Annotated in this window: 15 protein-coding genes; all 15 read left to right on the forward strand. The window is 52.0% G+C overall.

Features of this window, described 5'->3' with window-relative positions:
* Positions 1-15 precede the first annotated feature (15 nt).
* The 15 genes from NE473_RS00435 (at position 16) to rsmB (ending at position 18395) form a co-directional block, all read left to right on the forward strand.
* Positions 16-831 carry a ClpP family protease gene (locus tag NE473_RS00435; protein WP_055648818.1) on the forward strand — a complete coding sequence of 272 codons (816 nt, stop codon included), beginning with the start codon at positions 16-18 and terminating at the stop codon, positions 829-831.
* Between the two features lie 61 nt (positions 832-892).
* Complete coding sequence (locus NE473_RS00440) at positions 893-3796, forward strand: FtsK/SpoIIIE family DNA translocase (protein ID WP_055648819.1); 2904 nt, start codon at positions 893-895, stop codon at positions 3794-3796.
* A gap of 26 nt (positions 3797-3822) precedes the next feature.
* Positions 3823-5493 carry a formate--tetrahydrofolate ligase gene (locus NE473_RS00445; RefSeq protein WP_055648820.1) on the forward strand — a complete coding sequence of 557 codons (1671 nt, stop codon included), beginning with the start codon at positions 3823-3825 and terminating at the stop codon, positions 5491-5493.
* Between the two features lie 11 nt (positions 5494-5504).
* Positions 5505-6974 (forward strand): UDP-N-acetylmuramoyl-L-alanyl-D-glutamate--2,6-diaminopimelate ligase, encoded by a 1470-nt coding sequence (locus NE473_RS00450; RefSeq protein ID WP_055648821.1) that lies wholly within the window; start codon positions 5505-5507, stop codon positions 6972-6974.
* A 124-nt stretch (positions 6975-7098) separates the two neighbouring features.
* Positions 7099-8469: a UDP-N-acetylmuramoyl-tripeptide--D-alanyl-D-alanine ligase gene (locus NE473_RS00455; RefSeq protein ID WP_055648822.1), complete on the forward strand. Its 1371-nt coding sequence runs from the start codon at positions 7099-7101 to the stop codon at positions 8467-8469.
* Between the two features lie 49 nt (positions 8470-8518).
* Positions 8519-8908: a hypothetical protein gene (locus tag NE473_RS00460; protein WP_055648823.1), complete on the forward strand. Its 390-nt coding sequence runs from the start codon at positions 8519-8521 to the stop codon at positions 8906-8908.
* Between the two features lie 16 nt (positions 8909-8924).
* Positions 8925-9917, forward strand: a complete 993-nt coding sequence (locus tag NE473_RS32760) for a GNAT family N-acetyltransferase (RefSeq protein WP_081034774.1) — start codon at positions 8925-8927, stop codon at positions 9915-9917.
* Positions 9918-9946: 29 nt separating this feature from the next.
* Positions 9947-10480 carry a cysteine hydrolase family protein gene (locus NE473_RS00475; protein ID WP_022032673.1) on the forward strand — a complete coding sequence of 178 codons (534 nt, stop codon included), beginning with the start codon at positions 9947-9949 and terminating at the stop codon, positions 10478-10480.
* Positions 10481-10514: 34 nt separating this feature from the next.
* Entirely contained in the window at positions 10515-11378 is an 864-nt protein-coding gene (locus NE473_RS00480; protein WP_242866042.1) for a cytosolic protein, read from the forward strand.
* Between the two features lie 18 nt (positions 11379-11396).
* On the forward strand, positions 11397-12260 hold the full coding sequence (locus tag NE473_RS00485; RefSeq protein ID WP_055648824.1) for an NAD-dependent epimerase/dehydratase family protein: 864 nt from the start codon (positions 11397-11399) through the stop codon (positions 12258-12260).
* Positions 12261-12436: 176 nt separating this feature from the next.
* A complete protein-coding gene (gene priA / locus NE473_RS00490; RefSeq protein ID WP_055648825.1) occupies positions 12437-14665 on the forward strand; it encodes a replication restart helicase PriA in 2229 nt (742 codons plus the stop codon).
* A 254-nt stretch (positions 14666-14919) separates the two neighbouring features.
* Positions 14920-15414, forward strand: coding sequence for a peptide deformylase (def, locus tag NE473_RS00495; RefSeq protein WP_022032669.1), 495 nt, complete (start codon positions 14920-14922; stop codon positions 15412-15414).
* A gap of 1 nt (position 15415) precedes the next feature.
* A complete protein-coding gene (fmt, locus tag NE473_RS00500) occupies positions 15416-16354 on the forward strand; it encodes a methionyl-tRNA formyltransferase (RefSeq protein WP_039893170.1) in 939 nt (312 codons plus the stop codon).
* A gap of 3 nt (positions 16355-16357) precedes the next feature.
* Positions 16358-17074, forward strand: coding sequence for a zinc metallopeptidase (locus NE473_RS00505; RefSeq protein WP_006776473.1), 717 nt, complete (start codon positions 16358-16360; stop codon positions 17072-17074).
* Positions 17067-18395 carry a 16S rRNA (cytosine(967)-C(5))-methyltransferase RsmB gene (rsmB, locus tag NE473_RS00510; protein ID WP_055648826.1) on the forward strand — a complete coding sequence of 443 codons (1329 nt, stop codon included), beginning with the start codon at positions 17067-17069 and terminating at the stop codon, positions 18393-18395. The genes NE473_RS00505 and rsmB overlap by 8 nt, the downstream gene beginning before the upstream one ends.
* Positions 18396-18400: the final 5 nt, after the last annotated feature.

Here is an 18400-nt window from a genome sequence, read left to right on the forward strand (position 1 = left end):
CAGGAGGAAATCAGAATGAGAGAATATAAAAGAGATAGTGAAACAAACTGCGAAACGGATAACAGAGCAGAAAACCAGAATGGAAACGGCAGATCAGACGAGAACAACACCTCTTCCGAAGATACGAGAAAAGACCGCCTCGATGAGAAGAAGACGGAGAAGGACATCGAGCAGAAAGAGGACGAAAAGCTGGAAGAGTACGGTCAGATGACTCTGGATGACAATTCAAAAAAGAGAAAAATTCATCTGCTCTCTATCATCGGGGAAGTGGAGGGTCACGAGAACCTGTCGGGAAACAGCAAGACGACGAAATACGACCATATTCTTCCAAAGCTGGCAGAAATCGAGGATGATGATTCCGTGGAAGGTCTCCTGGTGATACTCAATACCTCGGGCGGTGACGTGGACGCCGGTCTGGCGATTGCGGAGATGATCGCTTCCTTAAGTATCCCTACCGTGTCCCTCGTTCTGGGCGGCAGCCATTCCATTGGCGTACCTCTGGCAGTCAGCACTGACTATTCCTTTATCGTGCCGACCGGAACCATGATGGTTCATCCGGTCCGTATGACAGGCATGGTCATCGGTGCCTCCCAGACGTATGAATATTTTGAGATGATTCAGGACCGGATCTTAAGCTTTGTCTCGGGCCACGCGACGATCGCTTACGACCAGTTAAAGCGCCTGATGTTAAACACGGAGATGCTGACAAGGGACTTGGGAACCGTGCTGGTAGGAGAGGAAACGGTGAAAGAGGGGCTGATCGACGAGGTGGGCGGAATTAAGGACGCTCTCAGAAAATTGTATGAGATGATGGATGAAGTGAAAGGTTAGCCGTTGCAATTCTCCCGATTTTTTTGTATACTGTTACCAATGGATAAAAGGGGGAAGTATTGTGCCTGAGACAACAAAGAAGAAGACAACATCGAAGACGACAGCAAAAAAAGGTACTAACGGGAAGGTCGGAAGACCGAAAAATACGACAGGCAGGCGGAAAGCGGCGGAACCAGAACCAGAATTTATCCGGTCAGAAGTTATCATCATCATATCATTTGCGGCTGCGGCCATTCTTTTTTTGAGCAATTTCCATCTGTGCGGAGTGGTAGGTGATTTCCTTCGCAGTCTGCAGCTTGGGATATTCGGAGGAATCGGATATGTGGCTCCGGTTCTGATGTTTGCCGGAACATGCTTTTATATCTCCAACCGGGGTAATCCCAGAGCAACTTTTAAACTGGCAGCGGTGATCCTGGCATTAATCTCTCTCTGCGGTTTCTGCGAGCTCCTGTTTGGGACGAGGCTGGGAGCCGGCGGGAAGTTGATGGATATCTATGTGACGGCGGCTGCCAGCGGTAAGGGCGGCGGCCTGATCGGCGGCCTTCTGGCCGAAGGACTGATCTCTATTATCGGAACCGTGGGCGCCTATCTCGTCATTTTGGTGCTTATCATTATCTCCGCAGTATGCATTACAGAGAAATCTTTTGTGAACCTGATAAAGAGCGGCAGCGGAAAGGCTTACCACCATGCCAGGGAAAACATGGACCTCCAGAGGGAGCTCCATGCGGAACGCAGGGAAGAACGACGGAGAATCCGCGAGGAGCAGAAGCTGCGGGGCGTCAATTTAGACGTAACAAAGCTGGAGGCGCCGGAAGAGTATGAGATGGAAGATGAGGCAGTAAACAGTGCGGAAGCGGAGGACGACATCGATGTTCACGCAGGGCGTCTTGCCGCTGTATCCGCCGTGGAAGTGCCGGAAAGTGCAAAACATGCGAAAAATGCGGTTCCGGAGGTGCAGCCGAATCCGGCGGATATTTTCCGCGGCAGTATTTTCCCGAAGCCGGGCGAGGAGGAAGATCTGCCTCGTGTTTACTCTGCCAGTGAAGATGATGTTCCGTTTGATGCCGATGATGCCGTTCCGTTCGTGACGGAAGAGTTATGGGAGAGTTCCCCTAACCTGCGTTCGGCGGAATGTGACGCAGGAGGGTTCTCAGAGTCTGATGATTACGGAACTTCAGGGACGCTTTTTGTCAAAAAAGAGATGAAGACACTGGAAGAGATGGAAGTCGCCCGGGAAGAACTCTATCCGACTGGCAAGGAGAGTCCCCCTCACCTGCGTTCAGCGGAAAGTGAGGACGACGGAGGCGTTAATTACAGTGATACCTTCTCCATACCGGAGGAACCGAAGCGTGTCGTTACCGCTTCCGGCAAGGTGATTGAGACCGATACGGAAGCGCTTCAGAAGAAGCTGGAAAAGAAGAAAGCCGAGAAGGCAGAAAAAGAGCAGGCTGGAGAGCTCAGTGTGAGCCAGGAGATCAGGCAGAAGGAGGAAGTGGTGAAGAAGGAGTACGTCTTTCCTCCTGTCACGCTTCTTAAGAAAGGTAAGAACTCCGGTACGTTTTCGGATAAGGAATACCGGGAGACCGCCATTAAGCTGCAGCAGACACTGCAGAATTTTGGTGTGGGAGTAACTGTGACCAACATCAGCTGCGGCCCCTCCGTTACACGGTATGAGCTTCATCCGGAGCAGGGCGTAAAGGTGAGCCGGATCGTGGGACTGGCCGATGATATCAAGCTCAGTCTGGCGGCCGCGGATATCCGTATCGAGGCTCCGATTCCTGGTAAATCGGCAGTCGGCATCGAAGTGCCGAACAAAGAAAACAACATGGTATACTTAAGGGATATTCTGGAGGCGGACGAGTTTCAGAAGCATGCATCCAGAATCGCTTTTGCAGTGGGCAAGGATATCGGCGGCCAGGTAGTGGTAACCGATATCGGAAAAATGCCGCATTTACTGATTGCGGGCGCAACCGGCTCCGGTAAATCCGTCTGCATTAATACCCTGATCATGAGCATTATCTATAAGGCAAATCCGGATGATGTTAAGCTGATCATGGTGGATCCGAAGGTGGTGGAGTTAAGTGTCTATAACGGAATTCCGCATCTTCTGCTTCCTGTGGTCACAGATCCGAAGAAGGCATCAGGCGCGCTTAACTGGGCAGTGGCCGAGATGGATGACCGCTATAAGAAATTTGCCCAGTACAATGTCAGGGATTTAAAGGGATATAATGCAAAGGTTGAGAATATTAAAGATATAGAGGATGAAAACAAACCGAAGAAGATGCCGCAGATCATCATCATCATTGACGAGCTTGCGGATCTGATGATGGTGGCGCCGGGCGAGGTGGAGGATTCTGTCTGCCGTCTGGCCCAGCTTGCGCGTGCTGCGGGGATTCATCTGGTCATTGCAACCCAGCGTCCGTCGGTCAATGTTATTACGGGCTTAATCAAGGCCAATGTACCTTCGAGAATTGCATTTGCCGTTTCTTCCGGCGTGGATTCCAGAACTATCATCGATATGAACGGAGCGGAGAAGCTTCTTGGAAAGGGCGATATGCTGTTCTATCCATCCGGCTGTCCGAAGCCTGTGCGGGTGCAGGGCGCCTTTGTATCGGATACGGAGGTTTCCGCTGTTGTGGATTTCTTAACGGAACAGGGAATGACAGCAAATTATAACCCTGAGGTGGAGAATCAGATTGTCCAGACACCGGCAGCAGGCGATGCAAAGGGCGGTGGAAGCGACCGGGATGAATATTTCGTCCAGGCGGGCAAATTTATTATCGAAAAGGATAAGGCATCCATCGGAATGCTTCAGAGAATGTTCAAGATCGGATTCAACAGGGCGGCCCGCATTATGGACCAGCTGGCGGAGGCCGGCGTGGTCGGCGAAGAAGAGGGCACGAAGCCAAGAAAAGTGCTGATGAGCGCGGAAGAATTTGAGGAATTGCTGGAACAGGGTTATTAATTACATAGAAGGAGGAATATTCACAGATGAAAACAGATATTGAGATCGCACAGGAGGCAAAGATGATTCCGATTAAGGAGGTAGCGGCTTCCTATGGAATCAGCGAAGATGATCTGGAACTCTACGGGAAGTATAAGGCCAAACTGACCGATGAACTCTGGGAAGAGGTGAAGGACAGACCGGACGGAAAGCTTGTTCTGGTTACAGCCATCAACCCGACTCCGGCCGGAGAAGGAAAGACTACGACGACAGTCGGTCTGGGAGAGGCGTTTGGCAGGATGGACAAAAAAGCCATCATCGCGCTCAGGGAGCCGTCTTTAGGCCCCTGCTTCGGGATCAAGGGCGGTGCCGCAGGCGGCGGATACGCCCAGGTTGTACCGATGGAAGATTTAAATCTTCACTTTACCGGAGATTTTCATGCCATCACCTCAGCCAACAATTTACTGGCAGCGCTTCTGGACAATCACATCCATCAGGGCAACGCGCTGGGAATCGATACGCGCCAGATTCTGTGGAAACGATGCCTCGACATGAACGACCGCGCCTTAAGAAACGTGGTGGTGGGGCTGGGTGCCAAAGCAGACGGATTTGTGAGAGAAGACCACTTTGTCATAACTGTGGCATCCGAGATCATGGCGATCTTATGTCTGGCCGATGATATGAATGATTTAAAAGAACGGTTAGGAAGAATTATTGTTGCATATAATTATGCCGGAGAGCCGGTGACGGCCGCCCAGTTAAATGCGGTTGGCGCCATGGCAGCACTGTTAAAGGACGCCATGAAGCCGAATCTGATCCAGACGCTGGAACACACGGGAGCGATTGTTCACGGCGGGCCATTTGCCAATATTGCCCATGGCTGCAACAGCGTGCGCGCCACGAAGACAGCCTTAAAGCTGGCCGATATCGTCGTGACGGAGGCGGGCTTCGGCGCTGATTTGGGCGCTGAGAAATTCCTGGACATCAAATGCCGTATGGCGGGCTTAAAACCGGATGCTATCGTTCTGGTAGCCACGGTCAGGGCTCTTAAATATAATGGAGGAATTCCGAAGGATCAGCTGAAGGAAGAAAATTTAGAGGCTTTGGCAAAAGGAATCGTAAACCTGGAGAAACACATCGAAAACATGCAGAAATACGATGTTCCGGTCATTGTAACCCTCAATTCCTTCATCACGGACACTGAGGCAGAATACCAGTTTGTAAAGAAGTTCTGTGAGGACAGAGGCTGCGAGTTTGCACTCTCCGAGGTATGGGAAAAAGGAGGGGAGGGCGGTACTGCTCTTGCAGAAAAGGTGGTCTATACACTGGAAAACAAGGAGAGCTGCTACAAACCGCTGTATCCGGATGAAGCCGGATTAAAGGAGAAGATTGCGGCCGTTGCAAAAGAAATCTACGGAGCGGACGGCGTATCCTATGCACCGGCAGCTTCGAAGGCGTTAAAGAAGATTGAAGACATGGGATTCGGCAGCCTTCCTGTCTGTATGGCGAAGACCCAGTATTCCCTGTCGGATGATCAGACAAAACTGGGCCGTCCAAGCGGTTTCCAAATCAACGTGAGGGACGCCTATGTATCGGCAGGCGCCGGTTTCGTGGTAGTGCTGACCGGAGCGATCATGACCATGCCGGGTCTTCCGAAGATTCCGGCGGCTAATAATATTGACGTAAATAACGACGGAGTAATCACCGGATTATTCTGATGGAGGTTTTCATGAAATTCAGAGAGTGGCTTGAAGAACTGGAATATGACGTAATTTCCGGGAATTTGGACATCGAAGTGGAGGATGTCATCTATGATTCCAGGAAAGCCAGGGAGAATGTGGTGTTCGTGTGCACAAAGGGGACGAAGATCGATTCCCACGAATTTATTCCGGATGTGGTGAAGGCCGGGGTGAAGGCCCTGGTGGTGGAACGCCAGGCAGAGATTCCTGACGGTGTAACCGCCATCCGTGTACATAGTTCCAGGGAGGCGCTGGCACTTCTGTCTGCCGCCCGGTTTGGCCGGCCGCAGGAGAAGATGATTACCATTGGGGTAACAGGAACGAAGGGGAAGACGACGACGACCCATATGATAAAGGCGATTCTGGAGAGCTGCGGTAAAAAGGTGGGGATGATCGGCACTACCGGTATTGTGATCGGCAGTGAGGTGACGCCTACCATGAACACGACACCGGAATCGTACCAGCTTTTTGAGAGCTTTGAGCGCATGGTGCAGGCAGGATGCGAATACATGGTGATGGAGGTATCCTCCCAGGCGTTCAAGATGCACCGTGTCGACGGCATCCGCTTCGATTACGGCCTTTTTACCAACATTTCTCCGGATCATATCGGGCCGGATGAGCATGCGGATTTTGCGGAATACTTATATTATAAATCCCAGCTCTTAAGCCGCTGCAGGATCGGAATCGTGAATCGTGACGATGAGCATTACCGCGAGATCATAAAAGATGCCGCCTGTGAACTGGCTTCCTATAGCCTCGAACAGGAGGCGGACTTCATGGCAGGACAGATTCACTACGTGAGCGAACCTGAATTTGTGGGACTTGAATTCGATGTGACAGGGCGGTATGAGCTGGAAGCCCGGGTGAATATACCTGGAAAATTTAATGTATACAACGCGCTGGCGGCCATCAGCGTATGCAGCTTTTTGGACCTTCCGAAGGAGAAGGTACGCCATGCGCTGGAGCATTTAAGCGTCAACGGGCGCATGGAGATCGTGTATTCATCGAAGAAATGCACGGTAATCGTGGACTACGCCCACAATGCAGTCAGTATGGAAAGCCTTTTGAAGACACTGCGTGAGTATCACCCGAAAAGACTTGTCTGCGTGTTCGGATGCGGGGGAAACCGCTCGAAGGACAGACGGTATTCCATGGGCGACAGCGCCGGGAGACTGGCTGATTTTACCATATTGACGGCCGACAATTCCAGATTCGAGAAGACAGGGGATATCATTGCGGATATCCGTTCCTCGATCGAAAAGACAGGCGGTGAGTTCATTGAGATTCCGGACCGGCGGGAAGCGATCGCCTACAGTATGATCCACGCCAGACCCGGAGACATGATAGCGGTCATCGGCAAGGGACACGAGGATTATCAGGAAGTGAACGGCGTCCGCCACCATTTTTCCGACCGGGAAGTGGTGCTGGAGATTGCTGCCGAACTGGAAAAAAATGAATAGCGTGATAAGAAAAAGATGCCGGAAGTGGTAATCCCTTCCGGCATTCGGCTCGCTGCCCGCATGGGTAAAAACATGCGCGGCTGCTGGATTTTGACTACACTCTGGCAGGAGGAAAGACAGGAAGATGGAACAGATCACGGTTAAGGAAATTCTGGAGGCCACGGGAGGGAGGCTGCTCTGCGGCAGCCCGGATACGCCGCTGGACCATGTAAGCATTGATTCCCGGACGATGAAGGGGAATGACTTATTCGTTCCCCTGGTTGGGGAAAAGGTGGATGCCCACCGCTTTATCGGGCAGGCGTTTGATAACGGCGCGGCGGCTACATTTACGAGTGAACACGACGTGATGGAGGATAACCGGCCATGGATCCGTGTGTCTGACACGAAACGGGCGCTTCAGGCTCTGGGCGCATGGTACCGGCGGTGTTTAAAGCTGCCGCTGGTTGGAATCACCGGAAGCGTGGGAAAGACGACGACAAGGGAGATGGTGGCCTGTGCCCTGTCTGCCAGATACCGCGTCTACAAGACACCCGCCAATCACAACAGCCAGGTCGGCGTTCCGATCACCATGACGGAGATATCCGGGCAGGATGAGATCGGTGTGATCGAACTGGGGATGAGCGAACCGGGAGAGCTGACGGTCATCGCCGGCATAGCCCAGATTCAGATGGCGGTCATTACCAATATCGGAATTACCCATATTGAACAGCTGGGGTCCCAGGAGAATATATTCAGAGAAAAGCTTTCCATACAGGATGGCCTGACGGAGCATGGAATTCTGTTCCTGAACGGAGACGATGAACTGCTGAAGAAGACGACGGCCAGAGACGGTTTTGAAACGATCTATTATGGAACCGGAGAAAACTGCCATTACCGTGCGGTCGATGTCCGTCTGGAGAATGGGTATCCGGTATTTACAGCGGTATGCGGAGACGAACAGGTGCCGGTGCGGCTGAAGGTTATGGGAACTCATAATGTGGCAAACGCCATGGTATCGCTGGCCGTAGCCTCCGTCTGCGGGATACCGATGGAGGCGGCCGCAAAACAGCTGGCAGAATTTACAGGCTTTCAGAACCGGCAGCAGATTTACCATACAGACGGAATGACAATCATTGATGATACCTATAATGCCAGTCCGGTATCCATGAAGGCCGGTCTGGAGGTGTTAAATTCCATAGAACATTCCAGACGCCGGGTAGCTGTTCTGGCGGATATGAAAGAGCTGGGGCCCGATTCCCCGCGGTACCACTATGAAATCGGCACCTACATTGCGGCGCATCCGGTTGATAAGGTAGCCGTTCTCGGAAAACTGGCAAAAGAGATCGCCCGCGGCGTGAGGGAACAGGCGCCCCATATTCTTGTCTATGAGTTTATGGACCGGGAGTCCTTAGTCGAATGGCTGAAAACGGAGCTCAGAGAAGGCGATGCGGTGCTCTTTAAGGGCTCTAACAGCATGGAACTGGGAAAAGTGGCAGCGGTATTTCTGGAAAAGTAAAAGATGCAGATTAAATGGAAAATACGAAAAGCAGATACGGAGATCAGATATGGACAGAGAAGCAGTGATCAGAAACTTTTTTCAGGATGTGATCAGTCAGAATGAGGCCGGGTTGGGCCGGTGGTTCAGAGAAGATGCCGTGATCCGGTGGCACTGTACCAACGAGCAGTTTTCTGCTGAGGAATATATCAGGGCGAACTGTGAATATCCGGGCCGCTGGAATGGAACCATAGAACGTGTGGAACAGGGGAAGGATACTGCGGTCACTGCCGCCAGAGTCTGGTGTGAGGAAGCCGGTATTTCAAACCATGTAGTTTCCTTTTACCGGTTTGATGGAGATACAATTGTGTCTCTGGATGAGTACTGGGGAGACGACGGACCGGCACCCCAGTGGCGCCTGAAGATGAAGCTGGGCCGTCCGATCGGTGAGAGACCGTGAGAGAGGCCGGAAGAATATGAAAAGAGTGGTATTTTATGAAAAAGCAGATGACGAACTTCTCCGTTTTGCGGTAATTGCGGCAAAATATCAGGGACAATGGGTTCTGTGCAGGCATAAGGCGCGCAGTACATGGGAATTTCCGGGCGGCCACCGGGAAACGGGAGAGACGATTGAAGCTGCAGCAGTGCGGGAACTCTACGAGGAAACGGGAGCGGCGGAATACCGGCTGGCTCCGGTCGGCGTATATTCCGTGACTGACGAGGCAGAGCCAGAAGAGAAGCGGAGCGAATCTTTTGGAATGCTGTTTTATGCGGAAATCACCCGTTTTGACCCACTGCCTTCTGAGTTTGAGATGGAAAAGACAGGGTATTTTGAAATGCCTCCGGACAACTGGACCTATCCGGAGATTCAGCCGGTGTTTCTTAAGCGTCTGAACCAGGAAGAGGCAAAGCGGAGCAGAGAGCAGGGCGGTCATTGGGGAGCAGAGGCACCAAAAGCGAGGCTGTTCTGCGGGAATCAGATGATCTGTGCGGAAAAGACGGCAGGTCTCCTGTACAGAAGAGCGGGAATCTGTGACCGTGAGCTTCTGACCCGTCTGCGGATTCAGGTACTGCGTGCGGCCAACGGTCTTGATGAGGACGCGGATATGTCAAGGGCAGAATCAGAGTCCCGCAGTTATTACGGGACGTGTTTCTTGGACGACAGTCATGCTGCATGGCTGGTTTTTGACGACAGGGAAGTGGTTGGAACAGGGGCAGTAAGCTTTTACCGGGTGATGCCTGCGTACCACAATCCTTCCGGTAAAAAGGCATATATTATGAACATGTATACCCGCCCTGATTACAGGCGGAGGGGAATCGCGTACCGGGTGCTGGAGCTGCTGACAGCGGAAGCGGAGATGAGACATGTCGATGCGGTTACACTGGAAGCTACCGCGGCGGGACGACCGCTGTATGAAGCCTTCGGATTTACTGCGATGCGAGATGAGATGGAGCTTTTGCGGGAATAAAAACTGAGACACGGAAAGGAGAAATGAATATGGGGAAAATAGCCGTATTGATTGTTGATGTACAGAAAGCGCTGGTGGAGGCACATCCATACAGAGAAGAGGAGTTTTTACAGGAACTTAAGCGAGTGGCAGACGGGGCACGGAAGGCCGGTGCCGAGATTATCTATGTCCGGCATGACGGCGGTGCTGGGGACGAGCTGGAGAGCGGTACAGAAGGCTGGAACATTCACGGTGCGGTGGAGCCGAAACCGGGAGAGCGGATATTTGATAAGAATTACAACAGTGCGTTTCTGGAGACTGATCTGGAGGAGTATCTAAAGGAAAAACAGATCACCGATCTGATCCTGATGGGCATGCAGACGGAATACTGCATGGATTCCACCTGCAAAGCTGCCTTTGAACTGGGATACGGCGTGGTGATACCGGAAGGGGCCACGACTACGTATGACAATGAGTTTATGTCAGGAGAAGCGACTGTGAAATTTTATGAAACGAAGATTTGGGATGGCCGTTTTGCCGATCTGATGTCTGTGGAAGAGGTGCTTGAGCTGCTGGCACGCTGACTGCGGGAATAAAAATGACAGGATGGAAGAAAAGATGGAAGAACAGACACTTGCAGAACTGCTGTATGCTGCTGTATTTCCCGTAAAAAAGCAGGGAAAGGGTTGTTCGGAGGAGCGGAAGATCTGGAACTCCTTCTTAGATCAGCTGAATCAGGGACTGGATGCATCCGGCTGCGGTGCGAAGGCGGAGGCTTACACGGAGTCTGAACCCTATGGGCAGGCCTGTGGATTTCACAGAGACTACGGATACTTTATGGTATCCTGCGGCGACCGGGGAACTAAGTCCGTCACAATTCTGGAGGCAGAGGCGGAGACGGCAGTCAACCGTTTTCTGGCGTTAATCATCGATAAACAGGCGTATCAGTGGGTACTGGACATCAAAGACCGTGAGGAGGCCTCGTGGCCGTATCACTGTCGGTACGATTACCGCCGGCTGTGGTTCGGTAAGGCTCTGGAGTGGCTGGCTCCGGCTGTGGACTGGGCATTTTTCGCGCAGTGCGCCGACCGGTACATCGGACTGCTGAACCGCTGGTTTGCGCGGCCGCACTGGGAATACGACTATCAGATCAGCCGGATCATCGAGATCAGCGATTCCAGGGAGTATTCGGATTCCCATTACTTATACCGCATAGAACCGGCAAAAGAGCCAGGACGTTGCAGGCTCAGGCTGGAGCCGCAGTTTTTGGAAGACGGAGGCGCTGCCGGGACCTTCCAGTTTGACATAGACGGGGAGGCGCTGGATATGCGGCGGCTGGATGAGAAAGTCCTTGTCCTTATGGACCGGGAGGAAGACAACATAGATGCCTATTCGCTGGAAGGCAGATTTCTGTGGAATATTGGAGAAAAGCTGCCGGTTCACCGCCGTTACGATAATCTTTATGAAGATATCAGCGGCTGAGAAGGGAAACATGAGATTATGAAGATACTGGTTCTTGGAGGTACACGTTTTTTCGGAGTTCATCTGGTGAATACACTGCTTCTACAGGGGCATGAGGTTGCCGTGGCTACCCGGGGAAATGCAAAACCGCGCTTTATTGCCCCGGTGGAAGCGATCCGGGTGGACCGCATCCAGGAGGAATCTATGCGCGCCGTATTTTCCGGCAGAAAATTCGATATGGTATATGATGATCTGGCCTACTGCTCCAATGATGTGAAAAATGCGCTTGATACAGTCCGGTGCAGGCGATATATCATGGTATCCTCCATCTCGGTTTATGAACTGAAGGAAAATACGAGAGAGACGGATTATGATCCGTACCGGGAAACGCTTATCTGGGGTAAACGGAGCGCATTCGATTACGGAATGGGAAAGAGGCAGGCGGAAGCGGCCCTGGTGCAGGCATTTCCGGAACAGGAGTCCGTGATGGTACGTTTCCCCGTGGTTCTTGGAAGGGATGATTACACGGAACGACTCCGGTTTTACGCTGCCCATACGGCGAAGGGGATTGCCATGCAGGTGGAAAATGAAAACTGTCCTGTAAGCTTCATTTCCGCGGAGGAATGCGGCCGTTTCCTGGCGTTTCTGGCCGATTCCTCCTTGGAAGGCCCTGTGAATGCGGCCGCATCGGGGACGATCACCATCGGAGAGATAATCCGCTATATAGAAGAAAAGACAGGAAATAAGGCAGTCCTGTCACCGGAGGGGGAAGAAGCCCCATACAATGGATTCCCAGGATTTTCCATAAATACGGAGAAGGCGGAAGGCGCAGGGTACCATTTTTCCGCCCTTGACACCTGGATTTATCCGCTTCTGGACTTCTATGGGGAGACAGAAGGGTAATCCGGCGTTGACTTTTCTTCCTTCGAATCCTATAATTAGTAACGTACAAACCCGACTTGCTTCGATATGATGCGCCAAAGTCGGGTCATTTCATTTCAAAATGACAGCGATTCGGATGTGCAGACTGCCGCACAGCTGAATGGTTATAAAAATTAAGAAGACAGGAAGTTGACGCAATGACAAAACGATTTGCCCAGATCATCATCGATATTTCTCATGAGAAAGTGGACCGCACCTTTGATTACAGAATTCCGCCCCGGCTTGAGGACCGGATTTTTGTAGGTGTTCTGGTGAAGATTCCGTTTGGAAAGGGAAATTCTCTGAGGAAGGGCTATGTGGTCGGCATCACGGACCACGCGGATTATGATGCGGATAAGATAAAAGAGATCGCAGAAATCGTGGAAGGCGGTGTTTCAGCGGAGTCGCAGCTGATTATGCTGGCGTGGTGGCTGAAGGAACAGTACGGTTCCACAATGAACCAGGCATTAAAGACGGTGCTCCCGGTGAAGCAGAAGGTAAAACCGAAGGAGAAGAAGGTCCTGCGCCTTCTGATCCCGGACGAACAGCTGGAGGCAGTGACAGCGGAGGCGGAGAAAAAGAGCTATAAGGCGAGAGTGCGGCTCTTCAAGGCACTGAAGGAAAACCATGTGATCCCGTATGAGGTGGCGTCAGGCCAGATGAACTTATCGGCGGCCACCTTAAAGCCGGTGATTGAAAAAGGCTATGTGGCGCTGGAATCGGAGGAAATTTTCCGGAACCCCGTAAAGGACGTGGGCAGCAGAGTAAAGGCTGTGGAATTAAATAAGGAGCAGCAGGCGGTGGTAAGCGCATTCTGTGAGGATTATGAAGCGGGAAAGCGGGAGACATATCTGATCCACGGCATTACCGGAAGCGGCAAGACTGAGGTCTATATGGAGATGATTTCCAGAGTCATAAGCGAAGGAATGCAGGTTATCGTCCTGATTCCTGAGATTGCGCTGACCTATCAGACGGTCATGCGTTTTTACGGGCGTTTTGGAAACCGGGTTTCCATCATCAATTCCAGATTATCGGCGGGGGAGCGGTACGACCAGTTTGAGAGGGCCAGAAGCGGCGATATCGATATCATGATCGGACCGCGTTCTGCGCTGTTTACGCCCTTTGCCAGACTGGGGATGATTATCATAGACGAAGAGCATGAAGGGGCCTATAAAAGCGAGGTGGTGCCCCGTTACCAGGCGCGGGAGGTGGCGGTGAAACGGGCGCAGATGCAGAATGCTTCCGTGGTTCTCGGCTCAGCGACGCCGTCCCTGGAGGCATACACGAAGGCGCTTCGCGGTGAATACCGTCTGTTTAAGCTGAATACCAGGGCCAAGGCGGACAGCAGGCTTGCCGAGGTGGCTGTCGTAGATCTGAGGGAAGAGCTGAAGGAGGGGAATAAATCCATTTTCAGCAGAAAGCTGCAGCAGATGATCACCGACCGGCTGGAGAAGAAGGAACAGATCATGATGTTCATCAACAGGAGGGGCTATGCAAACTTTGTGTCATGCCGTTCCTGCGGGGAGGCCATCAAATGTCCCCACTGCGATGTGACTTTGACGCTTCATAAGGACAACCGGCTGGTGTGCCATTACTGCGGCTATTCGATTCCCATGCCGGATCAATGCCCGGGCTGCGGTTCTCCTTACATTGCCAATTTCGGAGTAGGGACCCAGAAAATTGAGATGATGACAAAGAAGATGTTTCCGCAGGCCAGAGTCCTCCGAATGGATCTCGACACGACTTCCAAAAAGGGCGGCCATGAGGAGATTCTTTCGGCATTTGCAGAAGGAGATGCGGATATCCTGATCGGAACCCAGATGATCGTGAAAGGCCACGACTTTCCCGATGTCACCCTGGTTGGCGTACTGGCGGCAGATTTATCGCTGTACACCCCGGATTACCGGGCTGCTGAGCGTACCTTTCAGCTTCTCACCCAGGCAGCGGGCCGGGCCGGACGTGATGCGAGGCACGGGGATGTCATTATCCAGACGTACAACCCGGAACACTACAGTATTGTCACGGCAGCAGGGCAGGATTATGAGACCTTCTACCGCCAGGAGATGGCATACCGCCGTCTGATGAAATATCCGCCGGCCAATGTGCTGTTTACCGTGCAGCTTGCATCGAAGTCAGAAGAAGCGTTAGCAGAGGCAGCAGACAGCCTCGCAGCCCATATAACGCCGCAGGCAGACGAGGAAAAAATCCAGATGATTGGCCCTGTAGACGCCTCTGTTTACAAAATTAATGATATATATAGAAAAATTTTATATTTGAAACATGAAAATTATGATATACTAATAAAAATCAGGAATCAAATGGACTGGTTCCAACAGGAAAAGCGGGAACTGTTTAAAGGGGTTATGGTACAGTATGACTTTTCATGAGCAGTGCAAAAAGTGGCATTAAGATATTTTCGTTGTGCCCGCACATAAGAAAATATCTTAATGACACTTTTTATAGGGCGAAGCCCGTCACCGAACGGGAGCGCAGCGGACGTGAGGTGGTGCACTGCGGACTCCCGGGATGCACAAACAAACTTTTTTTACCCAAAGCCCGCCACCTCCCAACACCAGACGTAAGCTATTGCCCTGCGCACCGCCCCCGCAAATAAACTAAAAAACGAGAGGATACAAATAAAATGGCAATCAGAAAAATAAGAACAATCGGAGACGATATTTTAAGAAAACACTGCAAGCCGGTAAAAGAAATGACACCGCGCATCCAGGACTTAATTGAAGATATGTTCGAAACCATGTACGAGGCATGCGGCGTCGGCCTTGCGGCCCCACAGGTAGGTGTGCTGAAACAGATCGTGGTAATCGACGTGGAGGATGGAAATCAGTACGTACTCATCAATCCGGTCATCACTGAGACCAGCGGAAGCCAGACCGGCAGCGAAGGCTGCTTAAGCGTACCGGGGAAATCGGGAGTGGTAACGCGGCCTGACCATGTAAAAGTGAAGGCTTTCGACTGTGAGATGAACGAATTTGAACTGGTTGGAGAAGGCCTCCTGGCTCGTGCCATCTGCCATGAATGCGACCATTTAAGCGGCGACCTTTTCGTCGACAAGGTAGAAGGTGAACTGACTGACGTAGACCAGGAAGAGGATGAGACAGAGGAAGGGGACGAGTAAAATGCGGATTGTATTTATGGGAACGCCCGATTTTTCCGTGCCGGCATTAACGGCGCTGGTGGAAGCGGGCCATGATGTAATTGCGGTGGTGACCCAGCCGGATAAGCCGAAGGGACGCGGCAAGGAAGTCCAGATGCCTCCCGTGAAGGTAAAGGCTCTGGAGTACGGAATTCCCGTTTACCAGCCGGTTAAGGCGAGAGATCCTGAATTCGTCAGCCTTCTTAAGGAGATGCAGCCTGACGCCATGGTTGTGGCGGCCTTCGGCCAGCTTCTTCCAAAGACCATCCTCGATATTCCCAAATATGGCTGTGTGAACATCCACGCTTCCCTGCTTCCGAAGTACCGCGGGGCCTCTCCGATTCAGTATGCAGTAATCAACGGGGAACCAGTCAGCGGAATCACCACCATGATGATGGCGGAAGCGTTGGATACGGGAGACATCCTGGATCAGGAGACCGTTGCTCTCGATGAGAAAGAGACGGGCGGAAGCCTTCACGATAAGCTGAGTGCCATCGGAGGAAGACTGATTATAAAGACACTGAAGAAGCTGGAAGACGGAACCGCCGTGCGGACTGTGCAGGACGAGAAAGAGACGTGTTACGTCGGAATGATAAAGAAATCGAAGGGAGACATCGACTGGAGCCAGGATGCAGTCTCCATTGAACGCCTGATCCGCGGACTAAATCCGTGGCCCAGCGCTTACACAGGCTGGGAAGGAAGGATAATCAAGCTCTGGGAGGCCGATGTACTGGAAGAGGAGTATGAGGGAGCCTGCGGCCAGGTTGTAAAAACAGGAAAAGACTGTCTGTATGTAAAGACAGGAAAAGGAACACTTGCGGTGAAGGAACTGCAGCTTCAGGGGAAGAAGCGTATGGATACCGGCGCGTTTCTGCGCGGATACCAGATTGCAGAGGGAACCGTTTTTGAAAGGAGCGTCTGATACATGTTTTATGGCGGTTTGATGGGATATTATTTCGATCCCACATGGATTCTTGTAATTATAGGTGCGGTGCTGTCGATGGCGGCTTCCGCTAAGGTAAACAGCACCTTCAGCAAATACTCAAAAGTCAGGAGCATGACGGGAATGACGGGAGAGGACGCGGCAAAGCGCCTTTTAAACTCCCAGGGCATCTACGATGTAACCGTCCGTCCGGTAAAGGGACAGCTGACAGACCATTATGATCCGCGGACGAAGACCGTCAACTTATCGGAGTCGGTATTCCACTCCACCTCAGTGGCGGCAATCGGAGTGGCGGCTCACGAGTGCGGCCATGCCATGCAGGACAACGTGGGATACGTCCCGTTAAAGCTGCGGGGGGCGATCGTTCCGGTGGCAAATATCGGCTCACAGGCGGCATTTCCGCTTATTATTATCGGGGTGCTGATCGGAGGCATGGGATCTCCCCTTGTAAATATCGGGCTGATTCTCTTTTCGCTGGCCGTTATTTTCCAGCTGATCACGCTTCCCGTGGAGTTAAACGCTTCCAGAAGAGCGATTACGCTGCTTGATCAGGTTGGCATCCTTGGCGGCCAGGAAGTTAATCAGACGAGAAAGGTGCTGGGTGCAGCGGCGCTCACGTATGTGGCGGCTCTGGCTGCTTCCGTGCTTCAGCTGCTCCGTCTCGTGATTCTGTTCGGAGGACGAAGAGACAATGACTAACGGAAACAGCAGCCGGGAAATAATTCTGGATATCCTGCTCGAGATCCTGGAAAAGGGCAGTTACAGCCATATTGTACTGAGCCAGGCACTGAGCAAATACCAGTATCTTGACAAACAGGAGCGGGCTTTTATCTCCCGTATCGTGGAAGGTACTGTGGAATACACCCTTCAGCTGGATTACGTCATTAATTCTTACTCCAGCGTAAAAGTAAAAAAGATGAAACCGGTCATCCGCACACTGCTGCGGATGTCGGTTTATCAGATTCTCTATATGGACCGTGTGCCGGACTCCGCTGTCTGCAACGAGGCGGTAAAACTGGCGCAGAAACGGAAATTCACCGGATTAAAGGGCTTTGTCAACGGCGTTCTGCGCGGTATTTCCAGAAATAAAGAACAACTGAAATGGCCGGATGATTCTGTCCGTTACTCCATGCCCTCCTGGATTCTGGATATGTGGAAGGATACATACGGGGAGGAGACAACTGTCTCTATGGCAAAGGCCTTCCTTAAGCCCAGCAGGACAGCGGTCCGCTGCAACTTAAACCGGGCCTCGAAGCAGGAGATCATGGACAGCCTGAAGAGTCAGGGTGTCACAGTGGAGGAGACTCCGCTGTCAGAGACAGTCCTGTATTTATCAAAATATGATTATTTAGAGAGCCTTGATGCGTTTGCTTCAGGCCTGATTTCAGTTCAGGATATGAGCTCCAGCTTTGTGGGAGAGATCGCGGACCCGAAGGAAGGGGATGTCTGCATCGATGTCTGCGGCGCGCCCGGCGGAAAAAGCCTTCATATCGCGGATAAACTGAAGGGAACCGGAATGGTGACCGTCCGTGATTTAACGGAGCAGAAGGTGGCCCTCATCGAAGAGAATATCGCCCGGTCAGGATTTACCAATATCCGTGCAGAGGTGCACGACGCCCTGGTGCCGGATCAGGCGTGGGAAGGCCGTGCCGACATCGTTCTGGCTGATTTACCGTGCTCCGGGCTTGGAATCATTGGCAGAAAACCGGATATCAAGTACCGGATGACGATGGAACAGCTGGCGGAGCTGGCGGCCCTGCAGCGGGAGATTCTCTCTGTGGTTCAGTCATACGTAAAGCCCGGAGGAAAGCTGATATACAGCACCTGCACCATCGACAGTCAGGAAAATGAAGAGAATGCGGCGTGGTTTCTGGAGAATTTTCCGTTTGACGCCGTGAATTTAGAAGGAAAGTTAGGAGAAACACTGAATGCGGCTTCCATGAAGTCAGGCATGATCCAGCTCTTGCCGGGAATTCACCCGTGTGACGGATTTTTCATTGCGGCATTTCAGAAAAGATAAGAATA

Source organism: Hungatella sp. SL.1.14 (assembly GCF_024460495.1).
Taxonomy (GTDB): domain Bacteria; phylum Bacillota; class Clostridia; order Lachnospirales; family Lachnospiraceae; genus Hungatella; species Hungatella hathewayi.